General features: G+C 66.8%; 17 protein-coding genes. 5 read left to right on the top strand and 12 right to left on the bottom strand.

The features are described from left to right. Positions 1–24 precede the first annotated feature (24 nt). The 7 genes from QFZ33_RS06255 to QFZ33_RS06225 all read right to left on the bottom strand — a co-directional run bounded on the left by QFZ33_RS06255 (position 25) and on the right by QFZ33_RS06225 (position 7245). The gene (locus tag QFZ33_RS06255) at positions 25–222 is read right to left on the bottom strand and encodes a hypothetical protein (RefSeq protein WP_307025803.1); all 198 of its coding nucleotides are present in this window, start codon (positions 220–222) and stop codon (positions 25–27) included. A gap of 138 nt (positions 223–360) precedes the next feature. Further along, a complete protein-coding gene (gene eda, locus QFZ33_RS06250; RefSeq protein WP_307025801.1) occupies positions 361–984 on the bottom strand; it encodes a bifunctional 4-hydroxy-2-oxoglutarate aldolase/2-dehydro-3-deoxy-phosphogluconate aldolase in 624 nt (207 codons plus the stop codon). Continuing rightward, entirely contained in the window at positions 977–2362 is a 1386-nt protein-coding gene (locus tag QFZ33_RS06245; RefSeq protein WP_307025798.1) for a mannitol dehydrogenase family protein, read from the bottom strand. The genes eda and QFZ33_RS06245 overlap by 8 nt, the downstream gene beginning before the upstream one ends. 116 nt (positions 2363–2478) lie before the next feature. Further along, complete coding sequence (locus QFZ33_RS06240) at positions 2479–3435, bottom strand: PfkB family carbohydrate kinase (protein WP_307031696.1); 957 nt, start codon at positions 3433–3435, stop codon at positions 2479–2481. A gap of 38 nt (positions 3436–3473) precedes the next feature. After that, a complete protein-coding gene (manD, locus tag QFZ33_RS06235; RefSeq protein ID WP_307025796.1) occupies positions 3474–4685 on the bottom strand; it encodes a D-mannonate dehydratase ManD in 1212 nt (403 codons plus the stop codon). 119 nt (positions 4686–4804) lie between these two features. Beyond that, positions 4805–5830 carry an L-idonate 5-dehydrogenase gene (locus QFZ33_RS06230; RefSeq protein WP_307025793.1) on the bottom strand — a complete coding sequence of 342 codons (1026 nt, stop codon included), beginning with the start codon at positions 5828–5830 and terminating at the stop codon, positions 4805–4807. After that, positions 5827–7245 carry an MFS transporter gene (locus tag QFZ33_RS06225; RefSeq protein WP_307025792.1) on the bottom strand — a complete coding sequence of 473 codons (1419 nt, stop codon included), beginning with the start codon at positions 7243–7245 and terminating at the stop codon, positions 5827–5829. Before QFZ33_RS06225 ends, QFZ33_RS06230 begins: the two co-directional genes overlap by 4 nt. A gap of 157 nt (positions 7246–7402) precedes the next feature. Between QFZ33_RS06225 and QFZ33_RS06220 the strand changes: the two genes are divergently transcribed. Next, a complete protein-coding gene (locus QFZ33_RS06220; RefSeq protein ID WP_307025790.1) occupies positions 7403–8134 on the top strand; it encodes a GntR family transcriptional regulator in 732 nt (243 codons plus the stop codon). Positions 8135–8858: 724 nt separating this feature from the next. On the opposite strand, the gene QFZ33_RS06215 is transcribed toward QFZ33_RS06220, so the two are convergent. Then, on the bottom strand, positions 8859–9404 hold the full coding sequence (locus QFZ33_RS06215; protein ID WP_307025788.1) for a YceI family protein: 546 nt from the start codon (positions 9402–9404) through the stop codon (positions 8859–8861). Positions 9405–9799: 395 nt separating this feature from the next. Between QFZ33_RS06215 and QFZ33_RS06210 the strand changes: the two genes are divergently transcribed. Then, the gene (locus QFZ33_RS06210; RefSeq protein WP_307025786.1) at positions 9800–10504 is read left to right on the top strand and encodes an HNH endonuclease family protein; all 705 of its coding nucleotides are present in this window, start codon (positions 9800–9802) and stop codon (positions 10502–10504) included. A gap of 32 nt (positions 10505–10536) precedes the next feature. Here QFZ33_RS06210 and QFZ33_RS06205 read toward each other — a convergent pair whose 3' ends face one another. Both QFZ33_RS06205 and fdhA read right to left on the bottom strand, forming a co-directional pair. Then, positions 10537–10833: a hypothetical protein gene (locus tag QFZ33_RS06205; RefSeq protein WP_307025784.1), complete on the bottom strand. Its 297-nt coding sequence runs from the start codon at positions 10831–10833 to the stop codon at positions 10537–10539. Positions 10834–10959: 126 nt separating this feature from the next. Next, positions 10960–12171: a formaldehyde dehydrogenase, glutathione-independent gene (gene fdhA / locus QFZ33_RS06200; RefSeq protein ID WP_307025782.1), complete on the bottom strand. Its 1212-nt coding sequence runs from the start codon at positions 12169–12171 to the stop codon at positions 10960–10962. Positions 12172–12465: 294 nt separating this feature from the next. Between fdhA and QFZ33_RS06195 the strand changes: the two genes are divergently transcribed. Next, positions 12466–12768 carry a DUF1540 domain-containing protein gene (locus QFZ33_RS06195; protein ID WP_307025781.1) on the top strand — a complete coding sequence of 101 codons (303 nt, stop codon included), beginning with the start codon at positions 12466–12468 and terminating at the stop codon, positions 12766–12768. 302 nt (positions 12769–13070) lie between these two features. Beyond that, positions 13071–16760, top strand: coding sequence for a TM0106 family RecB-like putative nuclease (locus QFZ33_RS06190; protein WP_307025779.1), 3690 nt, complete (start codon positions 13071–13073; stop codon positions 16758–16760). On the opposite strand, the gene QFZ33_RS06185 is transcribed toward QFZ33_RS06190, so the two are convergent. Further along, complete coding sequence (locus tag QFZ33_RS06185) at positions 16735–17037, bottom strand: acylphosphatase (RefSeq protein ID WP_307025777.1); 303 nt, start codon at positions 17035–17037, stop codon at positions 16735–16737. The two genes, QFZ33_RS06190 and QFZ33_RS06185, sit on opposite strands and share 26 nt — an antisense overlap. Positions 17038–17101: 64 nt before the next feature. After that, positions 17102–17587, bottom strand: a complete 486-nt coding sequence (locus QFZ33_RS06180; protein ID WP_307025775.1) for a hypothetical protein — start codon at positions 17585–17587, stop codon at positions 17102–17104. On the opposite strand from QFZ33_RS06180, the gene QFZ33_RS06175 reads away from it, so the two are divergent. Next, positions 17577–17855, top strand: a complete 279-nt coding sequence (locus QFZ33_RS06175) for a hypothetical protein (protein ID WP_307025773.1) — start codon at positions 17577–17579, stop codon at positions 17853–17855. The two genes, QFZ33_RS06180 and QFZ33_RS06175, sit on opposite strands and share 11 nt — an antisense overlap. Positions 17856–18074: the final 219 nt, after the last annotated feature.

Here is an 18074-nt window from a genome sequence, read left to right as displayed (position 1 = left end):
GGACTGGACTTGTGTGTCTCAGCGTCAGTGCCGGTGGAGCATGTGGCGGATCTTGTCTCCGATACCCCCGGCGGTGCGGCCGCGGCCCATGGAAGAGGTCCGTCCCGTGGTGTTCGGCCTGGCGCCCCGCGTGTAGCCCCGTGTGTATCCTCCGGTGGTTCCGTTGGTGGTTCGTCCGGAAATACGTCCTGCGGCATTCCTGATCATGTTGCCCAAGTTCATGATGAACTCCTTAGGTTGTGCGTCTGTTCAGGCTGCGACCGGTTTAGGACCGGTCTTTCCCGACTTTACGCGCGTCCCGGAGGCAGATCTACGGTCAAGTAGATCTGAGGCAACTTTCGTCAGCGCCGGCCGTCGCAGTCAGCCCAGCGCTGCCGCTTCCCGTGCCAGTTCGGTGATCTGCTGCCAGTCCCCGCTTTCGACGGCGGCGCGCGGCGTCAGCCAGCTGCCTCCGACGCAGCTGACGTTGGGCAGCCTGAGGTAGTCCGGTGCCGTGACCAGGCTGATGCCGCCGGTCGGGCAGAACTTCACCTGCGGGATGGGTGCCCCGATGGCTGCCAGGTAGGACGGGCCGCCGGCAGGGCCGGCCGGGAAGAACTTCATGGTGTCCAGCCCGCGCTCCAGCACGGCCATCACCTCGCCCACAGTTGCCACACCCGGAAGCACCGGCACCTCGAGGGAGAGCATGTGGTCCAGCAGCGACGGCGTCACGCCGGGGCTGACCAGGAACTGCGCGCCCGCCGCCACAGCAGCGTCCGCCTGCGCGGGCGTGAGGATGGTCCCGGCTCCTACCAGGATGTCTGGCACCTCGTTGGCGATGGCCTTCAGCGAGGTCAGCGCGGTGTCCGTCCGGAGGGTGAGCTCGATAGTCCGGACGCCGCCGTCGGCCAGGGCCCGGGCAACCGGAACCGCATGCTGCGGGTCCTCGATGGTCACCACGGGGATGACCGGGGAGACGTTCAGAACGCTGGTGGCGTCAGCCATGGTTGATCTCTTTTCTCAGGCCGTCCAGCCCGTGCGTGTCGATGATGCTGTACCAGTGGATGAGGAGGTCGGCGAACCCGGGATGCGCCGCGAGTTCGGGGTCGAAGATGCTGCGGCAGCCCAGAAGAGCGGGGACCACGTCGGCCGCGGAGCGCGAAACCGGCAGCGCGGCATGGAGTTCGGCGGCCAGCGGATCGTCCAGCTTTTCCGCCGGCGTGGCGGCGACGTGCCGCATCCACGCAGCGACGGCGAGCGCGGCCCACCGGGGTTCGCGGCCGGCGTCGAGGTTTCCCCGCACGGTGCTGAGCAGGCGCAGGCCGATCTTCTGCGAACCGTCGCTGCCCACCTTGGCCGAGGTGTGGCCGAGCGCCGGGTTGGCGAAACGGGCCAGCACCTGGGCGCAGTATCCGTCCGCGTCGAGCCCCTCCGGAAGTGTGATGGTGGGCAGGACATCCTCTGCCATCATGCGCCGCGCAGCTGTGAAGAACGCTTCCTCGGCCACGGCGTCGCTGATGGTCACCTTGCCCGCGGCGAGGCCGAGATAGGCCAGCAGTGAGTGGCTCGCATTCAGCAGCCGCAGCTTCGCCGCTTCCCAGGCCGCCACGTCGCTGCTGAACAGGGCTCCGGCCTCCTCCCACCGCGGGCGGCCGGCGGCGAAGTTGTCCTCGATGACCCACTGCATGAACGGCTCGGCCACCACGGCGGCCTCATCCCGCAGCCCAAGTTCACGTTCGACGGCGTCCAGGTCACCCGCCGTCGTGGCCGGCACCATCCGGTCCACCATGGTGCTGGGGAACGTGACGTTCGTGTCCAGCCAAGCGGTGAGCGGTTCGGCCTCAGCAGCCGGAAGGGCCGCGGCGAAGGCGTGGACCAGCTTCTCAGTCAGTTCGCCGTTCCCGGGAAGGTTGTCGCACGAGACCACGGTGAGCGGCCCGGCTCCGGCACGGGAACGCTGCTGCAGGCCGCGGGCGATCTGCCCGATGGCCGTAAGCGGCGCACGCCCGCCGAGGTCGGCGCGGACCTCCTCATCCGCGGTGTTGAGGGATCCGGTCTGCGGGTGGATCCGGTAGCCCTTCTCGGTGATAGTCAGCGTGACCACGAGGGTATCGGGCGAGGCGATCCGGTCCACCACGGCGGCCGGGTTGTCCCGCCCCGAGATGGCGTCCACGATGCTCGAGACCACGCGGAGCGGCGCGGCACCTTCACCCCGTTCGGCCACAGTGAAGAGCCCGTCCTGCGGGGCAAGCTGCAGGGCCACGGTGTCCGAGCGCTGGGTGACGCCTGTGATCCCCCAGCCGGATTCCCCGGCGGCCAGCATGGCGTTCTCGGTGAAGATGGCCGTGTGGGCGCGGGCGAAGGCGCCCAGGCCCAGGTGCACGATGCCGGGCTTCAGGCCGTTGGCCCGGAGCGCGCCACCGGGGAACTCGGCGCCCGGGAACGCTGCCGCCGTTCCTGTGTTAATGCCCAGGTTGGCACTGCTGACGGTGGCACTGCTCAGGCGTGCGATGACAGCTCTCCTTCGGGTGTGTCCACGATCAGCGCCCCCAGAGTCTGATGCCCCAGGGCATGGGCGCGGGTCTGCTCGAAGCTCGGAATGAAGCCCGTGCCACCCTTGCCGCCCACCACGAGCGATGCCGCGGCCGCGCCGTACCGGGCAGCCTCGGGAAGGCTGTCGCCGAGCACCAGCCGCGCGGTCAGCGTGCCGACGAAGGCGTCGCCCGCGCCGGTCTGGTCCACCACTGCCGGCGCGGGGATGGCTTCGATCCAGGCTGAATCACTGTCGCTCTCCAGTTGGATTCCCTCGGCCCCGCACGTCACTGCCACATTGGCCGTACCCAGCGCGCGCAGTTTGGCGGCCGCCTCGGCAGGCGAGGACGCGCCCAGCAGCGCCGACGTCTCCCCCGGGAAGGACGGCGTCACCAGAAACGCCTTCGGCGAAAGCCCGGTGACGGCCGCCGTCGCATCCTCCACGGAGGTGAGCCGCGGCCGATAGTTCGGGTCAAAGACAAAGCGGCGGGACACCTCGGCGGCCTTGAAGACGGCGGCGCGGGACGTGGCCGAGATGGCGCAGGCGATGCCGCCGGCGATCACGGCGCCGGCGGCGGCAAACACGTCCGGGTCGACGTCGTCCGGCCCCAGCGTGGAGCCGACGCTGCCGCTGCGCGCGTAGGAGAACTCGCGCTGCCCGTCGGGGTCGCAGTGCACCAGGTACACGCCCTGCTGGCCGGGGCGGAACTTCAGGAGTTCGGTGGAAATGCCGAGCTCAGCGATCCGTGCGGCGACCGCCTGGCCGAGGTCGTCGTCGGGCAGTACGGCCAGCAGCGCGGTGCGGGCACCGGCGGCAGCGGCAGCCGCCGCGACGTTCAGGGCGTCGCCGGAGATGCCCAGCTGCGCCGGAACGCCGTGCCCGAACGGGACATCGGTGGCCACCTCGAGGAGGATCTCCCCCATGGCGACGACGTCGAACGGCTGTGCTTGTGTGGGGTTACTCACCAGTCATGCACCGACCCGTCGAGGCGGCGGTTGATGGGCAGGTACTTGGGGTCGAACGGGAACTTGGCGGCCGCCTCCTCGTCGAACTCGACCCCCAGGCCGGGGGCGTCACCTGGATGCATGTAGCCGTCCGTGAAGTTATAGGAGGTCTTGAAGACCTCACCGGCGGGGTCGCGGTGGCCCATGTACTCCTGGACGCCGAAGTTGGGGATGCTCATGTCCACGTGCAGCGCCGCGGCGAAGGACACCGGCGAAAGGTCGCCCGCGCCGTGCGAGCCGGAACGGACGCCGTACAGGTCCGCCAGCGAGAAGATCCGGCGCAGGTGCGTGATGCCGCCGGCGTGTGAGACCGAGGTGCGGATGTAGTCGATCAGGCGTTCGGTGATCAGCTGCTGGCAGTCCCAGATCGAGTTGAACACCTCGCCGACGGCGATCGGCGTCGTGGTGTGCTGGCGGATCAGGCGGAACGCCGACTGGTCCTCGGCCGGCGTCGGATCCTCGATCCAGAAGGGCCGGTACTGCTCCAGGGAGGCGCCCAGCCGGCCGGCCTCGATCGGCGTCAGCCGGTGGTGCACGTCGTGCAGGACGTGCACCCCGTAGCCGAATTCTTCGCGCACGTGCGCCATCATCTTCGGCGCGAAGTCCAGGTACGCGGTGGTCTCCCACAGGTCTTCCTGCGGGATGTTGCCGCTGGCGGGCTCGTAGGTCTTGCCATCCACGGGCGCGATCCCGTAGGTCTTCTCCAGTCCCGGCACGGCGGCCTGCGCGCGGATCGCCTTGTAGCCGAGGTCCAGGTGGTGCTGGAAGTCGGCGCTGAGGTCCTCCAGCGAGGAGCCGCTGGCGTGGCCGTAGACCATGACGCCGTCACGGGCCGCACCGCCGAGCAGTTCGTACACCGGCATGCCGGCGGCCTTGCCCTTGATGTCCCAAAGTGCGACGTCGATCGCGGCGATCGCGGTCATGGTCACCGGCCCGCGGCGCCAGTAGGCGCCCTTGTAGAAGTACTGCCAGGCGTCCTCGATGCGGCGGGCGTCGCGGCCGATCAGCAGCGGGCAGAGGTGATCGGACAGGTAGGATGCCACGGCCAGTTCACGTCCGTTGAGGGTGGCGTCGCCGATGCCGGTAATCCCGTCCTCGGTTTCGATAACGAGCGTGACGTAGTTCCGTCCTGGCGACGAAACCACTACTCGTGCGTCGGTGATCTTCACTGGTTGGGTCCTTTTGTGTGTCGAGTATTGCAAGTAGGTCGCAGCAGATGGCGTCATGAGCCCTTGATCTCGACAAGCTCGATCAGCGGTACCGCTGGTTGAGCCGGCCGAAACCTGGGTCAGGAGAGGCGGAGCATGACCTTGCTGCTGCCGGCGGCCGGGTCCGCGGAGACCCGCATTGCTTCCGCGGCCTGGTCGATGCCGAACTTGTGGGTGATGACGGGTGAGACGTCCAGGCCGTCGGACATGGCCTTGAGCGCATCGGTGATTTCGTCCGCGAACCGGTAGGAGCCAATCCAGGTGATCTCGCGGGTCACGAGATCCCCGAGTGCGGCCGGGGCCGGGGCGCCGGGCAGGTTGCCCACCTGGACGATGGTGCCGCCGCGGGCAGTGGCCCGGAGGATACCGCCGAGCACCGCGGGGATGCCGGTGGCCTCGAACACGAGCTCCACGTCCTCCGGCAGGGTTCCGCCGTCGGCCAGGTTCCGGATCTCGTCCGCGCCCATGGCTTTTGCGATCTTTAGCGAGGCGTCGTTGATGTCCGCGGCGATGACGGTCCGTGCGCCGGCGTACTTGGCGGCCGCGATCACCAGGGAGCCGATCGGCCCGGCGCCGTTGACCAGCACGTCGCGGCCGGCGAGCGAACCCGCACGCCCCACCGCGTGAAGGGCGACGGCGAGCGGTTCGGCCAGTGCCCCGCGGAGGGTGTCCACGCCGTCGGGAAGCGGACGGATCTGCGACGCGCGGACCAGCTTGCGTTCGCTGAAGCCGCCGTCGGTGTGCGGATCGAAGGCTGCCGATCCGAAGTAGCGGATCTGCGGGTACAGGTTGGTGCGGCCGCTGAGCCGCTCCGGCATTGTCCCGTCCCCCACGAGTTCCGCGGGATGGACCGTGACCGGCTGGCCGACGTCGAGGTGTTCGACGCCGTCGCCCAGCTGGGCGATCCGGCCGGCCACCTCGTGGCCCAGGACGAGCGGGGACTTCAGCTGCGCGGTCCCCGAGGCGCCGTGGCGCCAGTAGGAAAGGTCGGATCCGCAGATCCCGCCCCATTCGACGTCGAGGACCACCTCTCCCGGCCCGGCGACGGGCTCGGGGCGTTCGTCGATGCGGAGGTCGTTGGCGCCGTGGACGACGACGGCTTTCATGCGGCATCTTCCAGGCGGACCATGTCGCGGCCGCGGACCTCGGGTCCTACTGTGGCGGCCACGAGGGTGATCAGCGAGTAGCCGATGAGCATGGCTGCCAGCGGCCACCAGTGCCCGGTGACGGCGGTGAGCGTGGCGGCGAGGATCGGGCCGATGGCCGTGGCGAGGATGCCGCCGATCTCCTTGGCCAGGGCCAGCTGCGTGAAGCGGGTGCGGGCTCCGAAGAACTCGGCCATGGTGACGCTTTCCATCGAGAAGAGGCTCAGCACACCCAGGTTCAGGCCGGCGACGACGCCGATGGTGACAAGCGTCGGGTTGCCGCTGGTGACCATCATCATCATGGGGATCGCGAACAGGGCGGTGAGGGCGCTCAGGATCATGTACAGGGGCCGGCGGCCGAAGCGGTCGCCCAGGATGCCGATCAGCGGGATGGTGGCGAAGCCGATGATCGAGCCGATCATGATGGCCGTGGTGCCGACGGACTTGTTCATGAGCAGGACCGTGGCGAGGTAGCCGATGAGGAAGGTCTGGATGAGCCCGGAGTTGCCGGCCTGTCCGAAGCGGAGGCCGAGGGCGATCAGGAAGGACTTGCCCTTGCGCTGGTGCAGCGCGGCTTCGATCGTGCTGGTGGACTGGGTGGTGTGCTTGGCCTCGCCTGCATCGTTTGATGCGGTGCCCGCCTCGGCGGCGAGGTCACGCTTGGCGAGTGCGACACCGTCGACGACGTCCTCACGCTGTTCGAAAACGGGGCTCTCCTTGAGGGAGCGGCGGATCCAGACGGCGAAGATCATCAGCAGGAAGCTGGCCAGGAACGGCAGGCGCCAGCCCCAGGTCAGCAGCTGGTCCTCGGAGAGAACCGCCACCAGAATGGCCCAAAGCGCGGAGGCGGCGAGGGTGCCGGAGTTGGTGCCGAGGCAGACGAGGGAGGAAATGAGGCCGCGGCGACGGGCCGGGGCGTATTCCGCCAGCATCACTGTGGCGCCGGCGATTTCCGCGCCAGCACCGAAGCCCTGGATCAGGCGCAGGGCCACGAGGAGGATAGGCGCCCAGATGCCGACCATGGCGTAAGTGGGCAGGACACCGATGAGCGTGGTTGACGCACCCATCAGCGCGATGGTGATGAAAAGGACCTTCTTGCGGCCGATCCTGTCGCCCATGCGGCCGAAGTACACGGCGCCGACCAGGCGGGCCACGTAGCCCACACCGTAGGTTGCCATCGCGGCGATGAGGCCGATGACCGGGCTCACGTCGGGGAAGAAGATCTTGTTGAAGACGATGGCCGCAGCCAGCGAGTAGAGCTGGAAGTCCATGAATTCCATGGCCGTTCCCAGCCAGCCGGAGACCGCAACCTTCGCAAGGTCGCGAGTGGTCCTTGTTTCGGTCTTGGCGGTGGGCGGTGCGATGCTCTCGGTCATCTGTTGCTCCTTTGCAGGCGATGAAGAAGGGGAGGTGGAGAGATATGCCTGTGAAATGTGGCCGGTTTGTCGGACAGGAGAGCCGTCCTGTGGCCGTTTGCTGACTACCATACAAGCACTACCATTCTAGTTTGTCAACGATGGCTACACTGGATGCATGGCAACCGGCAAACCCGAAAAAGGACAGTCTCCGCGGCTTTCCGTGCGGGACCAGACACTGGATACGCTCCGGCGTCGCATCATCTCCCTGCAGCTTCCTCCCGGCGAGCCGCTGTCCGAAAACGAACTCGCCCAGGAACTAGGTGTCAGCCGGACGCCCGTGCGCGAAAGCCTCATCCTGCTGCGCGAAGAGGGGCTGGTGCACGTCTTCCCGCAGATCGGTTCGTTCGTCTCGCTTGTGGACTTGGGCCGTGTAGCGGAGGCCCAGTTCGTCCGCGAAGCCATTGAATGCGCCTCCCTGAAGGATGCGGTGGTTGACGCCTCCGGGCTGGGCGGCCTGCGGGAGATCCTGGGCGCACAGCGGAACGCAGCGGCGGCCGGCGACGTCGAGGAGTTCTTCCGGCTTGACGAGGACTTCCACCGCGGGCTCCTTCGGCTGGCAGGGCACGAGTCGGCCTGGACCGCGGTCAACTCGGCCAAGGCCCACCTGGACCGTGCCCGCCGGCTCAGCCTGATCGACACCCGGCCCGTGTCCACGCTGATCGAACAGCACACCGCCGTGGTGGACGCACTCGAGGCCAACAACCGCACCGAAGCCGACAGCTCGCTGCGCGTGCACCTGCGGGGCGTCTTCGAGGACGTGAAGCGCATCCAGGCCACATCGCCCGAGCTCTTCTCGGACGGCACAGTATCCCGCCCCGTAAGGCGAAGCATCGCCCGGCTTTCCTGAGTCCGCTGGTTGAGGTTCCGATTGTTGAGCCTGTCGAAACCGGGTGCCCCTTGATCTCGACAAGCTCGATCAGCGGGTGCCTTCCGCTGGTTGAGCCCGTCGAAACCCGGACCTTGATCTCGACAAGCTCGATCAGCGGGTGTCTTCCGCTGGTTGAGCCCGTCGAAACCCGGACCTTGATCTCGACAAGCTCGATCAGCGGGTGCCGTCCGCTGGTTGAGCCCGTCGAAACCAGGCGCCCCTTGATCTCGACAAGCTCGATCAGCGGGTGCCTTCCGCTGGTTGAGCCCGTCGAAACCCGGACCTTGATCTCGACAAACTCGATCAGCGGGTGCCTTCCGCTGGTTGAGCCCGTCGAAACCCGGACCTTGATCTCGACAAACTCGATCAGCGGGTGCCTTCCGCTGGTTGAGCCCGTCGAAACCCGGACCTTGATCTCGACAAACTCGATCAGCGGGTGCCTTCCGCTGGTTGAGCCCGTCGAAACCCGGACCTTGATCTCGACAAACTCGATCAGCGGGTGCCTTCCGCTGGTTGAGCCCGTCGAAACCCGGACCTTGATCTCGACAAACTCGATCAGCGGGTGCCTTCCGCTGGTTGAGCCCGTCGAAACCCGGACCTTGATCTCGACAAACTCGATCAGCGGGTGCCTTCCGCTGGTTGAGCCTGTCGAAACCCGGACCTTGATCTCGACAAGCTCGATCAGCGTCCTTGGTTCGGCGGCTTACCCCTGCTTCACCAGCGCGGCCTCGAGGTTGATCTTCACCTTGTCGCTGACCAGGAGCCCGCCGGCTTCCAGGGCCGCGTTCCAGGTCAGGCCGAACTCCTTGCGGCTGATGTCGGTCTCGGCGGAAAAGCCTGCACGCGTGGCGCCGAAGGGGTCGACGGCGATGCCGGTGAACTCGACCTCGAGCTCGACCGGCTTGGTGATGCCCTTGATGGTGAGGTCGCCAGTCAGGGTGTAGTCCTCGCCGTCGCCCTCAATGTGCGTGCCCTTGAAAGTCATCTCCGGATACTCTGCGACGTCGAAGAAATCAGCCCCCTGCACGTGGGCGTCTCGGTTGGCGTCACCGGAATCGAAGCTGGCGGTGCTCACCGTGGCATGCAGCGACGAATCGGCCAGGGAATCGCGCACGTGGGCTTCACCGGTTGCTTCCCGGAACCGCCCGCGGACCTTGCTGATCCCGGCGTGCCGCACGCTGAAGCCGATCTCACTGTGGGACATGTCGAGAGTCCAGATGCCGGGGGTCAGGCCTGCGGGAAGAGTCATGACGCATCTCCTTTAAAGGAAAACCTGCTGGTCAGTGCGATTTCAACACTGGTTTAGCCCGGCGGTGAAGTCAAGGACGAGTAGCTTCACCGGTGGCCACGCGCGCAGCCAAACAGCTCCGCAAAGAAATCCAGCACATTCCTAGCCAATTTTCAGGAAACTTCTCTAGCCTAGGAACAGGCCCACCGCGTATCCCCCATCCGAGGTGGTCCTGCCGCTAGGAGAAGCCCCGCAAAGCCGTCAGGCAGTGCGGGGCTCTCTGCTTTTCAGTACGTCATCCGCGTGGCACCGCCAGCTCCGCCCGACCGGCCAGTACCATCGATCGTTGAATCGACAACCAGCGCCACGGGAGTTCACCGCCTTGCACCAAGCACCGCCCCGCAGAAGGAACTGGTTTGCAGCCGGCGCCCTTGCCGCCGTCATCCTGGCTACCACCGCCTGCGGCGGAGCCATCAGCGCAACCCGGCAGCCGTCGTCGGACGCTGTCCCCGGCGGGTCAGCCGGCAACGCGCCCGGCTACGCTGTCAAAGCAGCCGACCTCCTCGCCACCCTCCCGGTCAAAGGACGCGGCACCCAAAACGGGCTACGACCGGGAAGAGTTTGGGCCGGCGTGGCAAGACACGGACCACAACGGCTGTGACACCCGCAACGACATCCTCGCCCGGGACCTCACCAAGACGACCCTCAAGCCGGGCACAAACAACTGCATAGTCCTGACCGGCTCCCTGGCGGATCCGTACACGGCCACCACTATCGCCTTCACCCGGGGCAGCAAAACCAGCAGCGCGGTCCAGATCGACCACGTGGTTGCCCTGAGCGACGCGTGGCAGAAGGGTGCCCAGCGCCTTAGCAAGGCACAGCGGACCGTCTTCGCCAACGATCCCCTCAACCTGTTGGCCGCATCCGGACCCGCCAACCAGCAAAAGTCGGATGGCGACGCCGCCACCTGGCTGCCGAGCAGCAAGGCCTACCGCTGCCCGTACGTCGCGCGGCAGATTTCGGTCAAGGCGAAGTACAAGCTGTGGGTGACCCAGGCCGAGCGCACCGCGATGGCCGCTGTCCTGGCCCAGTGCGGCGGCACTGTAGCTGGCGGCAAGTGACCGGACGCACCGCCGTCGGGACCCGCGGCCGCTCAGCCCTGCTCCGGCACCTCGCCCGCGAACGGGTAGTCTTCCTCATCGCTGCCGGGCGTGCCCGCGGCCTGCTCGATGGCGTCGGCCTCGGCCGCTTCCTCGGCAGAGAGGTCCGGGGCGGCAGCCGGGCCATTGGACCGCAGCGGAGTCCTCTGCTCCAGGGCGTCCGCCTCGGGAACGTCCTCGGGCAACGGCAGCTGTTCCTCGTCCCCAGAGTCACCGCCTGCCGGCTGGCGCTGCTCAAACGCATCCGCTTCCGGCACTTCGAGCGGAGTCTCGTCAGGCTGGCTGTTCATATCTCCTCCTGCATCTGGGTTGGTCTTTCCACGAGTCTGGCCCTACTCCCCGACGACGGCAATGGGGACCGTGTGCGGCCCAACCCATTGGGCCGGGCCGCACACGGTCCCCGTGCTGCATCTACGTCAGCTGAGGTATCCGTTCGGGTTCAGCACGTACTTGGTGGCGGCGCCGGCGTCGAACTCGGCGTACCCCTTCGGTGCGTCCTCCAGCAGGATCGGCTTCGCGTTAACGTTCTTGGCGATGCTCACGCGGTCCTTGAGGATCGCCATCATCAGCTGCCGGTTGTACTTCATCACCGGGCACTGGCCCGTGGTGAAGCTCAGCGACTTCGCCCAGCCGGTGCCCAGGCTCAGGCTCAGCGCGCCTTTCTTGGCAAATTCGTCGATGCCGCCCGGATCTCCCGTCACGTACAGGCCCGGAATGCCCAGCGCGCCGCCTGCAGCAGCGATGTCCATCAGCGAGTTCAGCACGGTTGCCGGCGCCTCCTGCGCGCCCTGGCCGTGGCCCTTCGCCTCGAAGCCCACGGCATCCACGCCGCAGTCCACCTCCGGTACACCCAGGATCTGTTCGATCTGCTCCGCGGGCCCGCCCTTGGTGAGGTCCACTGTCTCGCATCCGAAACTGCGGGCCTGGGTCAGACGGTCACTGTTCATGTCACCCACAATTACGACGGCGGCACCCAGCAGTTGCGCACTGGTCGCCGCTGCGAGGCCCACAGGACCGGCCCCGGCGACGTAAACGGTGGAGCCGACGCCGACTCCTGCCGATACGGCACCGTGGTAGCCGGTGGGGAAGATGTCCGAGAGCATGGCGAGGTCCAGGATCTTCTCCATGGCCTGGTCCTTGTCCGGGAATTTGAGCAGGTTCCAGTCCGCATAGGGCACCAGAACATAGTTGGCCTGGCCGCCGACCCAGCCGCCCATGTCCACGTAACCATAGGCGCTGCCCGGGCGGTCCGGGTTCACGTTGAGGCAGATCCCGGTCTTGCGCTCCTTGCAGTTCCGGCACCTTCCGCACGAAATGTTGAACGGTACGGAGCAGACGTCTCCCACCTTGATGAATTCGACGCCGGGCCCCACTTCCACCACCTCGCCGGTGATTTCGTGGCCCAACACCAAGTCCGGCGGCGCTGTGGTCCGCCCACGGACCATGTGCTGGTCCGAGCCGCAGATGTTGGTGGCCACCGTCTTGAGAATTGCACCGTGGGGAACTTGGCGCCCCACGTTGGCCGGATTGACCCCCGGCCCGTCCTTGAGTTCAAAAGTGGGGTAATCGATATCGATGACTTCCACCTTGCCGGGTGCCTTGTAGGCAACGGCTTTGTTCCCTTCCATCTCTTTCCTCCTGGCGTCACGGACCCTTCCCCGTGAAGGGTCGGCGGTGATTCATGAGCGATTTGATGCTCCCTCCGGGGCATTCCCTTGGAAGGCGGGACGGCGTCGTCAAGCCTGAAAGGTGGAGGTCCTGCCAGTCTAGAACGGTGCCCGCAAAGGGTCCATGGGGCTCGGATGCGGGAGCGCAGTTCCTGCAATTACGCAACACAATTGGGTCTTTTTGTTCCGGCCCATCCGGCCTACGTTGGGAACAGCGCGTCGCCCGCCCGGGCGTCCGGAACCTGGAGGAATCCCATGAGCACGCATGTAGCCGATTGCAGCGTCACCAACTGCTCCTTCAACGACCACTCTGAATGTAACGCCGAGGCCATCACGGTTGGCGGCAGCACAGACCACGCCTCGTGTGCCACGTTCATCGACACCGGCACGCACGGCGGCCTGCCGAAAGTCCTCGCCGGCGTCGGGGCCTGTCAGCGGGCGGAATGCGTCCACAATGACCACCTCATGTGCAAGGCAGCGGAAGTCCACGTTGGCCCCGGCCCGGACAACGCCGACTGCCTCACCTACTCTCACAATGGTCGGCAGCCCGCCCACTAATCTGCGCAAGCATGGAGGGTCCCCCATTGGCGCAGCTCCTGGGTAGGCAAGCTCCCGGCCCGGTTTGATTGTCATAGCCTCTTGCTAGATTCAAATCAGCGCACCGGGAACCGTCCCGGAGCGAGGCTGCCAATGGGGAGGCCCCATGTTCCTGCTCGACCCAACCACGCCGGGGGCGCCTGCTGATCTGGTGTTCTCAGCCAGCGACCTCGTGGCCGCGAGCGAGTGCGAGTACCGCATGCTGCGGATCCTCGACGAGAAGCTGGGCCGCTCCCCCAAAGCCGTTTTCCCCCGCCGACGAGATGCAGGCACGGGCCGGCAAGCTCGGCGACCTCCACGAGCACAAGGTGCTGGCCGCCCTCATCGGCGAGCACGGTGCCTGGGATCCGTCGCGCGGCACAGGGGTCTACTGCGTTGACCGCGGAACCACTGACCGAGCCGACTTGGCGGACAAAGCCCGGGAAACCGCCGCCGCCCTCCGCACCGGCGCCGACGTCGTCTTCCAGGCCACCTTCTTCGACGGCGAGTTTCTTGGCTATGCGGACTTCCTGGTGCGGGAGGAAGCTAACTCGCCTGGTTCTGACGTGCCTGGCCCTGGCCGGCTTGGTTCTGACCTGCCTGGTAGCGACGGCGGTGCCCCGCGGTACGCGGTCTGGGACACCAAGCTGGCTCGGCACGCCAAGGTGGGGGCCCTGCTGCAGCTTGCTGCGTATGGCGACCAACTGATCAGTCTCGGACTCGAACCCGCTCCGCGTGTCACCCTGGTGCTCGGAAACATGGAGCGCAGCTCGCACTCGCTGACCGATCTGCTGCCCGTGTACCGCGAGCGTCGGGCGCGGTTCCGTGAGCTCACCGCTGCGCACCGCCACATGGAGGCCCCCGTGGCGTGGCAGCAGCCCGGCGTCAGTTACTGCGGCAGGTGCGACTACTGCGCCGAGCAGGTGGCCCGGCACCGGGACCTGCTGATGGTGGCAGGCATGACCTCCGTCCAGCGGAAGAAGCTCGTTGCGGACGGCATCACCAGCATTGACGCCCTCGCCGACCTGCCTCCGCACCTGGCCACAGGTTCGCGGCGGCGGCTGCGGGACCAGGCCAGGATGCAGACCGGCCGGGAGGTTGAGGACGGCTCACGCACCTTCGTGAAGGAGGGCCAGCCGCACACCGTTACCTACAAGGTGCTGGCCGAGAACGCACTGGCCGGGATTCCTGCCCCGAGTGACGGCGACATCTTCTTCGACTTCGAGGGCGACCCCCTCTGGCAGGATCCCGCGGGCCAATGGGGCCTGGAGTACCTCTTCGGCGTGATCGAGGCTCCGCGGCCCACTGATCCGCCGGGCCAGGAACCGGTGTTCCGGCCGTTCTGGGCCCACTCGCGCGCGGATGAGCGGCAGGCGTTCCTGGACTTCCTCGCCTACGTGGAGGAACGCCGGGCCAAATATCCGGACATGCACGTCTACCACTACGCGCCCTACGAAAAAACGGCCCTGCGCAACCTCTCGCTGAACCACGTCGCCGGCGAGGACGTGGTGGATTCATGGCTTCGCGACGGGCTCCTCGTGGACCTATACGCCACGGTCCGGCATTCACTCCGGATTTCCGAGGCCTCGTACTCCATCAAGAAGCTCGAGCCCCTGTATATGGGAGATAACCTGCGGTCCGGGGACGTCAAGGACGCCGGCGCTTCGGTGGTGGCCTACGCCGCCTACTGCGAGGCGCGCGACGCCGGCCCCGAGACACGGGCGGATGCGGACGCCATCCTGGCCTCCATTTCCGACTACAACCAGTACGACTGCCTTTCCACCCTTCGCCTTCGGGACTGGCTGCTGCAGCTGCGCGGTGGCGGTGCGCACACTGCTTTGGCGGGGGCCGGTGCTCCCGAGGCTGCCGGTGTCGGGACGACTGCCGGCGCGGGGACAGCGGCCGTATCCCAAACGCCGTCAAATGCAGTCCCGGACGCTGAACCTTCGCCGGAGGAAGCAAGCCTGCGCGCCTTCCTGGACGCCGTTCCGGAGCACCGCGAGCTGACGCCGGACGAGCAGGCCGTGGCCATGGTCGCGGCGGCCACCGGCTATCACCGACGGGAGCGCAAGCAGTTCTGGTGGGAGCACTTCGACCGCTTGGAATCCGAGATCGACAGGTGGCGGGACCAGCGCAACGTGTTCATTGTCGAAGCGGCCGAGGTAATCTCAGATTGGGCGCCGCCCACTGTCCGCGCCCGGACGGAGTCCCGCACGCTGCGGCTCACCGGGGTTATGAGCGAGGGCTCGGAGTTCAAGCCCGGTTCCACCTGGTTCAGGATGTTCGAGGACCCCCTGCCTGACGGGCTCGGGGAGGTCGACGGCGGGCGGACCCCGCGGCGCACGGCAGCAGGCCAGCCTGCAGGTGCGGCAACGTGGTTGGCGGGCACGGGCGCAGCGGAGTCGTCGGCAGGCGCTGCTGAAGCACGCCACGAAGCCACCATTCCGCCCTCCCGGGACGGCATTTTCGGCACGCTCGTGGAAGCCGTCGAGGACCATCCCGACCAGGACGGTCGGACCGTTATCACCATCAAGGAGAAATCCAAGGAAAAGGTGCCGCCGTACTTCCAGCTGCCCATGGCGCTGACAGACGACCGCCCCATTCCCACCGTCAGCATCGAAGCCGCGTTGGCAGAACTCGCGCAGCTCGTCGGCTCCTCGCTGCCAGAACTTCCCAAGCACCCCGGCGTGGACATCCTGCGCCGGACAGCACCCAGGCTCGCTGGCATCCCGAATCTGCCTGCAGCCGGCAACGATGCGGAGGGCAACGCTGACTACGTGTCTGCCATTACCCAGGCGCTGGAACACCTGGACCGGTCCTACCTCGCGGTGCAGGGTCCTCCGGGAACGGGCAAGACGTTCGTCGGCTCCCACGTCATCGCCCGACTTGTGCAGGCCGGCTGGAAGGTGGGCGTCGTCGCCCAGTCCCATGCCGTCGTCGAGAACATGCTCTGCACGGCCATTGCGAAGGCCGGGGTGGATCCCGCCGTGGTGGCCAAGAAGCTGTCTCAACCGCACGACGTTCCGTGGACCTGCGTCGCTGACGAGGACATCGCGCGGCTCCTGAACGCGGACGGCGGTTGTCTGGTTGGCGGAACCGCCTGGACCATGACGGGAAAATGCGTGCCCGCTGGTTCGCTGGACCTGCTGGTCATCGACGAGGCCGGCCAGTATTCGCTGGCCAACACCTTGGCTGTGGCTCGCTCTGCGAAGCGACTCCTGCTGCTCGGCGACCCGCAGCAGCTTCCCCAGGTCACCCAGGGATCGCATCCTGAGCCGGTCGATGAGTCGGCGCTGGGGTGGCTGTCAGCCGGGCACGCCACGATGCCTGCCGAGCTCGGCTATTTCCTCGCCGATTCCTGGCGGATGCATCCTGAACTCTGCCGCAAGGTGTCGGTGCTCAGCTACGACGGCAGGCTGGAATCCGCGCCTGCGGCATCCCTGCGCCACCTCGACGGGGTACCTCCGGGCGTGGAAACCGTTCTGGTGCAGCACTCCGGCAACAGCACTAGCTCGGCCGAAGAGGCGGCAGCGATCGTCGGACTGGCGCGCGAACACATCGGCCTCAAGTGGACGCCGGGCAAGGACGAGCCAATCCGGCCGCTGGATGCCAAGGACATCCTGGTGGTGGCTGCGTACAACGCCCAGGTGCAGGCCATCCGCCATGCCCTGGATCATGAGGGCCTGTCCGATGTGCGGGTGGGCACGGTGGACAAGTTCCAGGGCCAGGAGGCTCCCGTGGTGCTCGTGTCCATGGCGTGTTCGGCCATTGCCGAGGCACCGCGCGGAGCCGAATTCCTGCTCAACCGCAACCGGATCAATGTGGCTGTGTCCCGTGGCCAATGGCGGGCGGTGGTCGTGCGCTCCCCTGAGCTCACGAACTATATGCCATCACGACCGTTCGCGCTCGAGGAGCTCGGGGCCTTCCTCGGTCTCAGCCCGGGGAGACTCAGCCGACAACCTGAAAGCTCCTGAATCCGCCTTCAGCCGGGGAAACCTTTTCGTCGACGTGCGCCACCCTCCCCGGCGCGTGCGATGATCCGAGCCAGCGCCTGAATTCGACGATGTCCGGCTGCGGGCCCTCGGCAACGACGGCGACCGAACCGTCGTCGTCGTTCCTGACCGAACCGGTCAGCCCCAGCTCATCGGCCTTGCGCGCGGTCCAGTACCGGAATCCGACGCCCTGGACCATGCCCGTGACCCGTGCGGTGAGGCGGACGCTGTCCGGGTCGGCTGCGTTCGAGTCAGTCATGAAACCAATGTAGCGCCGGCGACCTTGGTCTCGACAGGCTCGACCAGAACGGGCTCGACCAGCCCTACCCCGCCGGACGGAGCGAGGTGATCATGGCGCGGATGTTCTTGTATTCGGGGGTTTCCATGTACGCCTCAGGCGTGTCCACGTTCGGCGGATTTCCCGGGGTGGTGTCGAACGGGTTGTAGACCCCGCCGAACATCGCCCCGCTTGGCGGCCAGGTGAAGAAATGGGCTATCGGGCAGGCCGTGGGCCCGGTCGGTTCCGGCGCCGACGTGATGCCGTAGGCCAGGATCGTCATCTTGGCGGGGTCGGTGGCGGTATCGTCCTGCCGCGACTCGAACGTGAACCTCGGCGTGCTGCCGGACTGCTTCAGTGCCGGTAGCGGTTCGGAGTCGTACATGCCGTACGGCTGCTTCTTGAGGCATTCCGCGCCAACCACCATGTTGGTGCGCAGAGTGGCCATCGCCTTGCCTGCAGGATTTCGGACCTCCACGAACACGCCGCCGCCCTGCGGCGTCTGTCCGGCAGGGTCTTTGATGGTCCACACGGACGGAAGGTCGAAGGCCAACTTGCCGTCCGACGTCGTAAACGTCTTCCAGTCCTCAGGCAACGTTGCGGACGGCGTGGCAGTGGCAGACGCGGGACTGTCGGTTGCCGCTGCAGTTCCACTACCCGTTGCGGTGGCCGGATCCGACGAAAAGACTGAAGTTGTTGGTGCCGCAGACCCTCCACCACCGGGCGAGGCAGGCGCCCCGCAGCCGGCGAGTGCGACTACGGCGGCCAAGACGGCGGCCGCGGACAAAGTCCCTGAATAACGCAAAGCTCCTCCTTGAGTTGCGAACGTGCTCCCCATTTTGGGCTTTTGTCCATTGGCTCGGGAAGACGTTGGAGGGCACCGCGTCCAAAGTGTTGCCGTCAATAACGAACCGGCTCCGAAGGCACCGAAGACCGGGAGGCTCCCCTTGGTCTCGACAAGCCCGACCAGCGGACCAGGCTCACCTCGGTCTCGACAAGCCCGACCAGCGGACCAGGCT

This window comes from Arthrobacter globiformis (assembly GCF_030815865.1).
GTDB lineage: Bacteria > Actinomycetota > Actinomycetes > Actinomycetales > Micrococcaceae > Arthrobacter > Arthrobacter globiformis_B.
The sequence above is the reverse complement of the archived record's forward strand: the minus strand, read 5'-3'. Positions and strand labels throughout refer to the sequence as shown.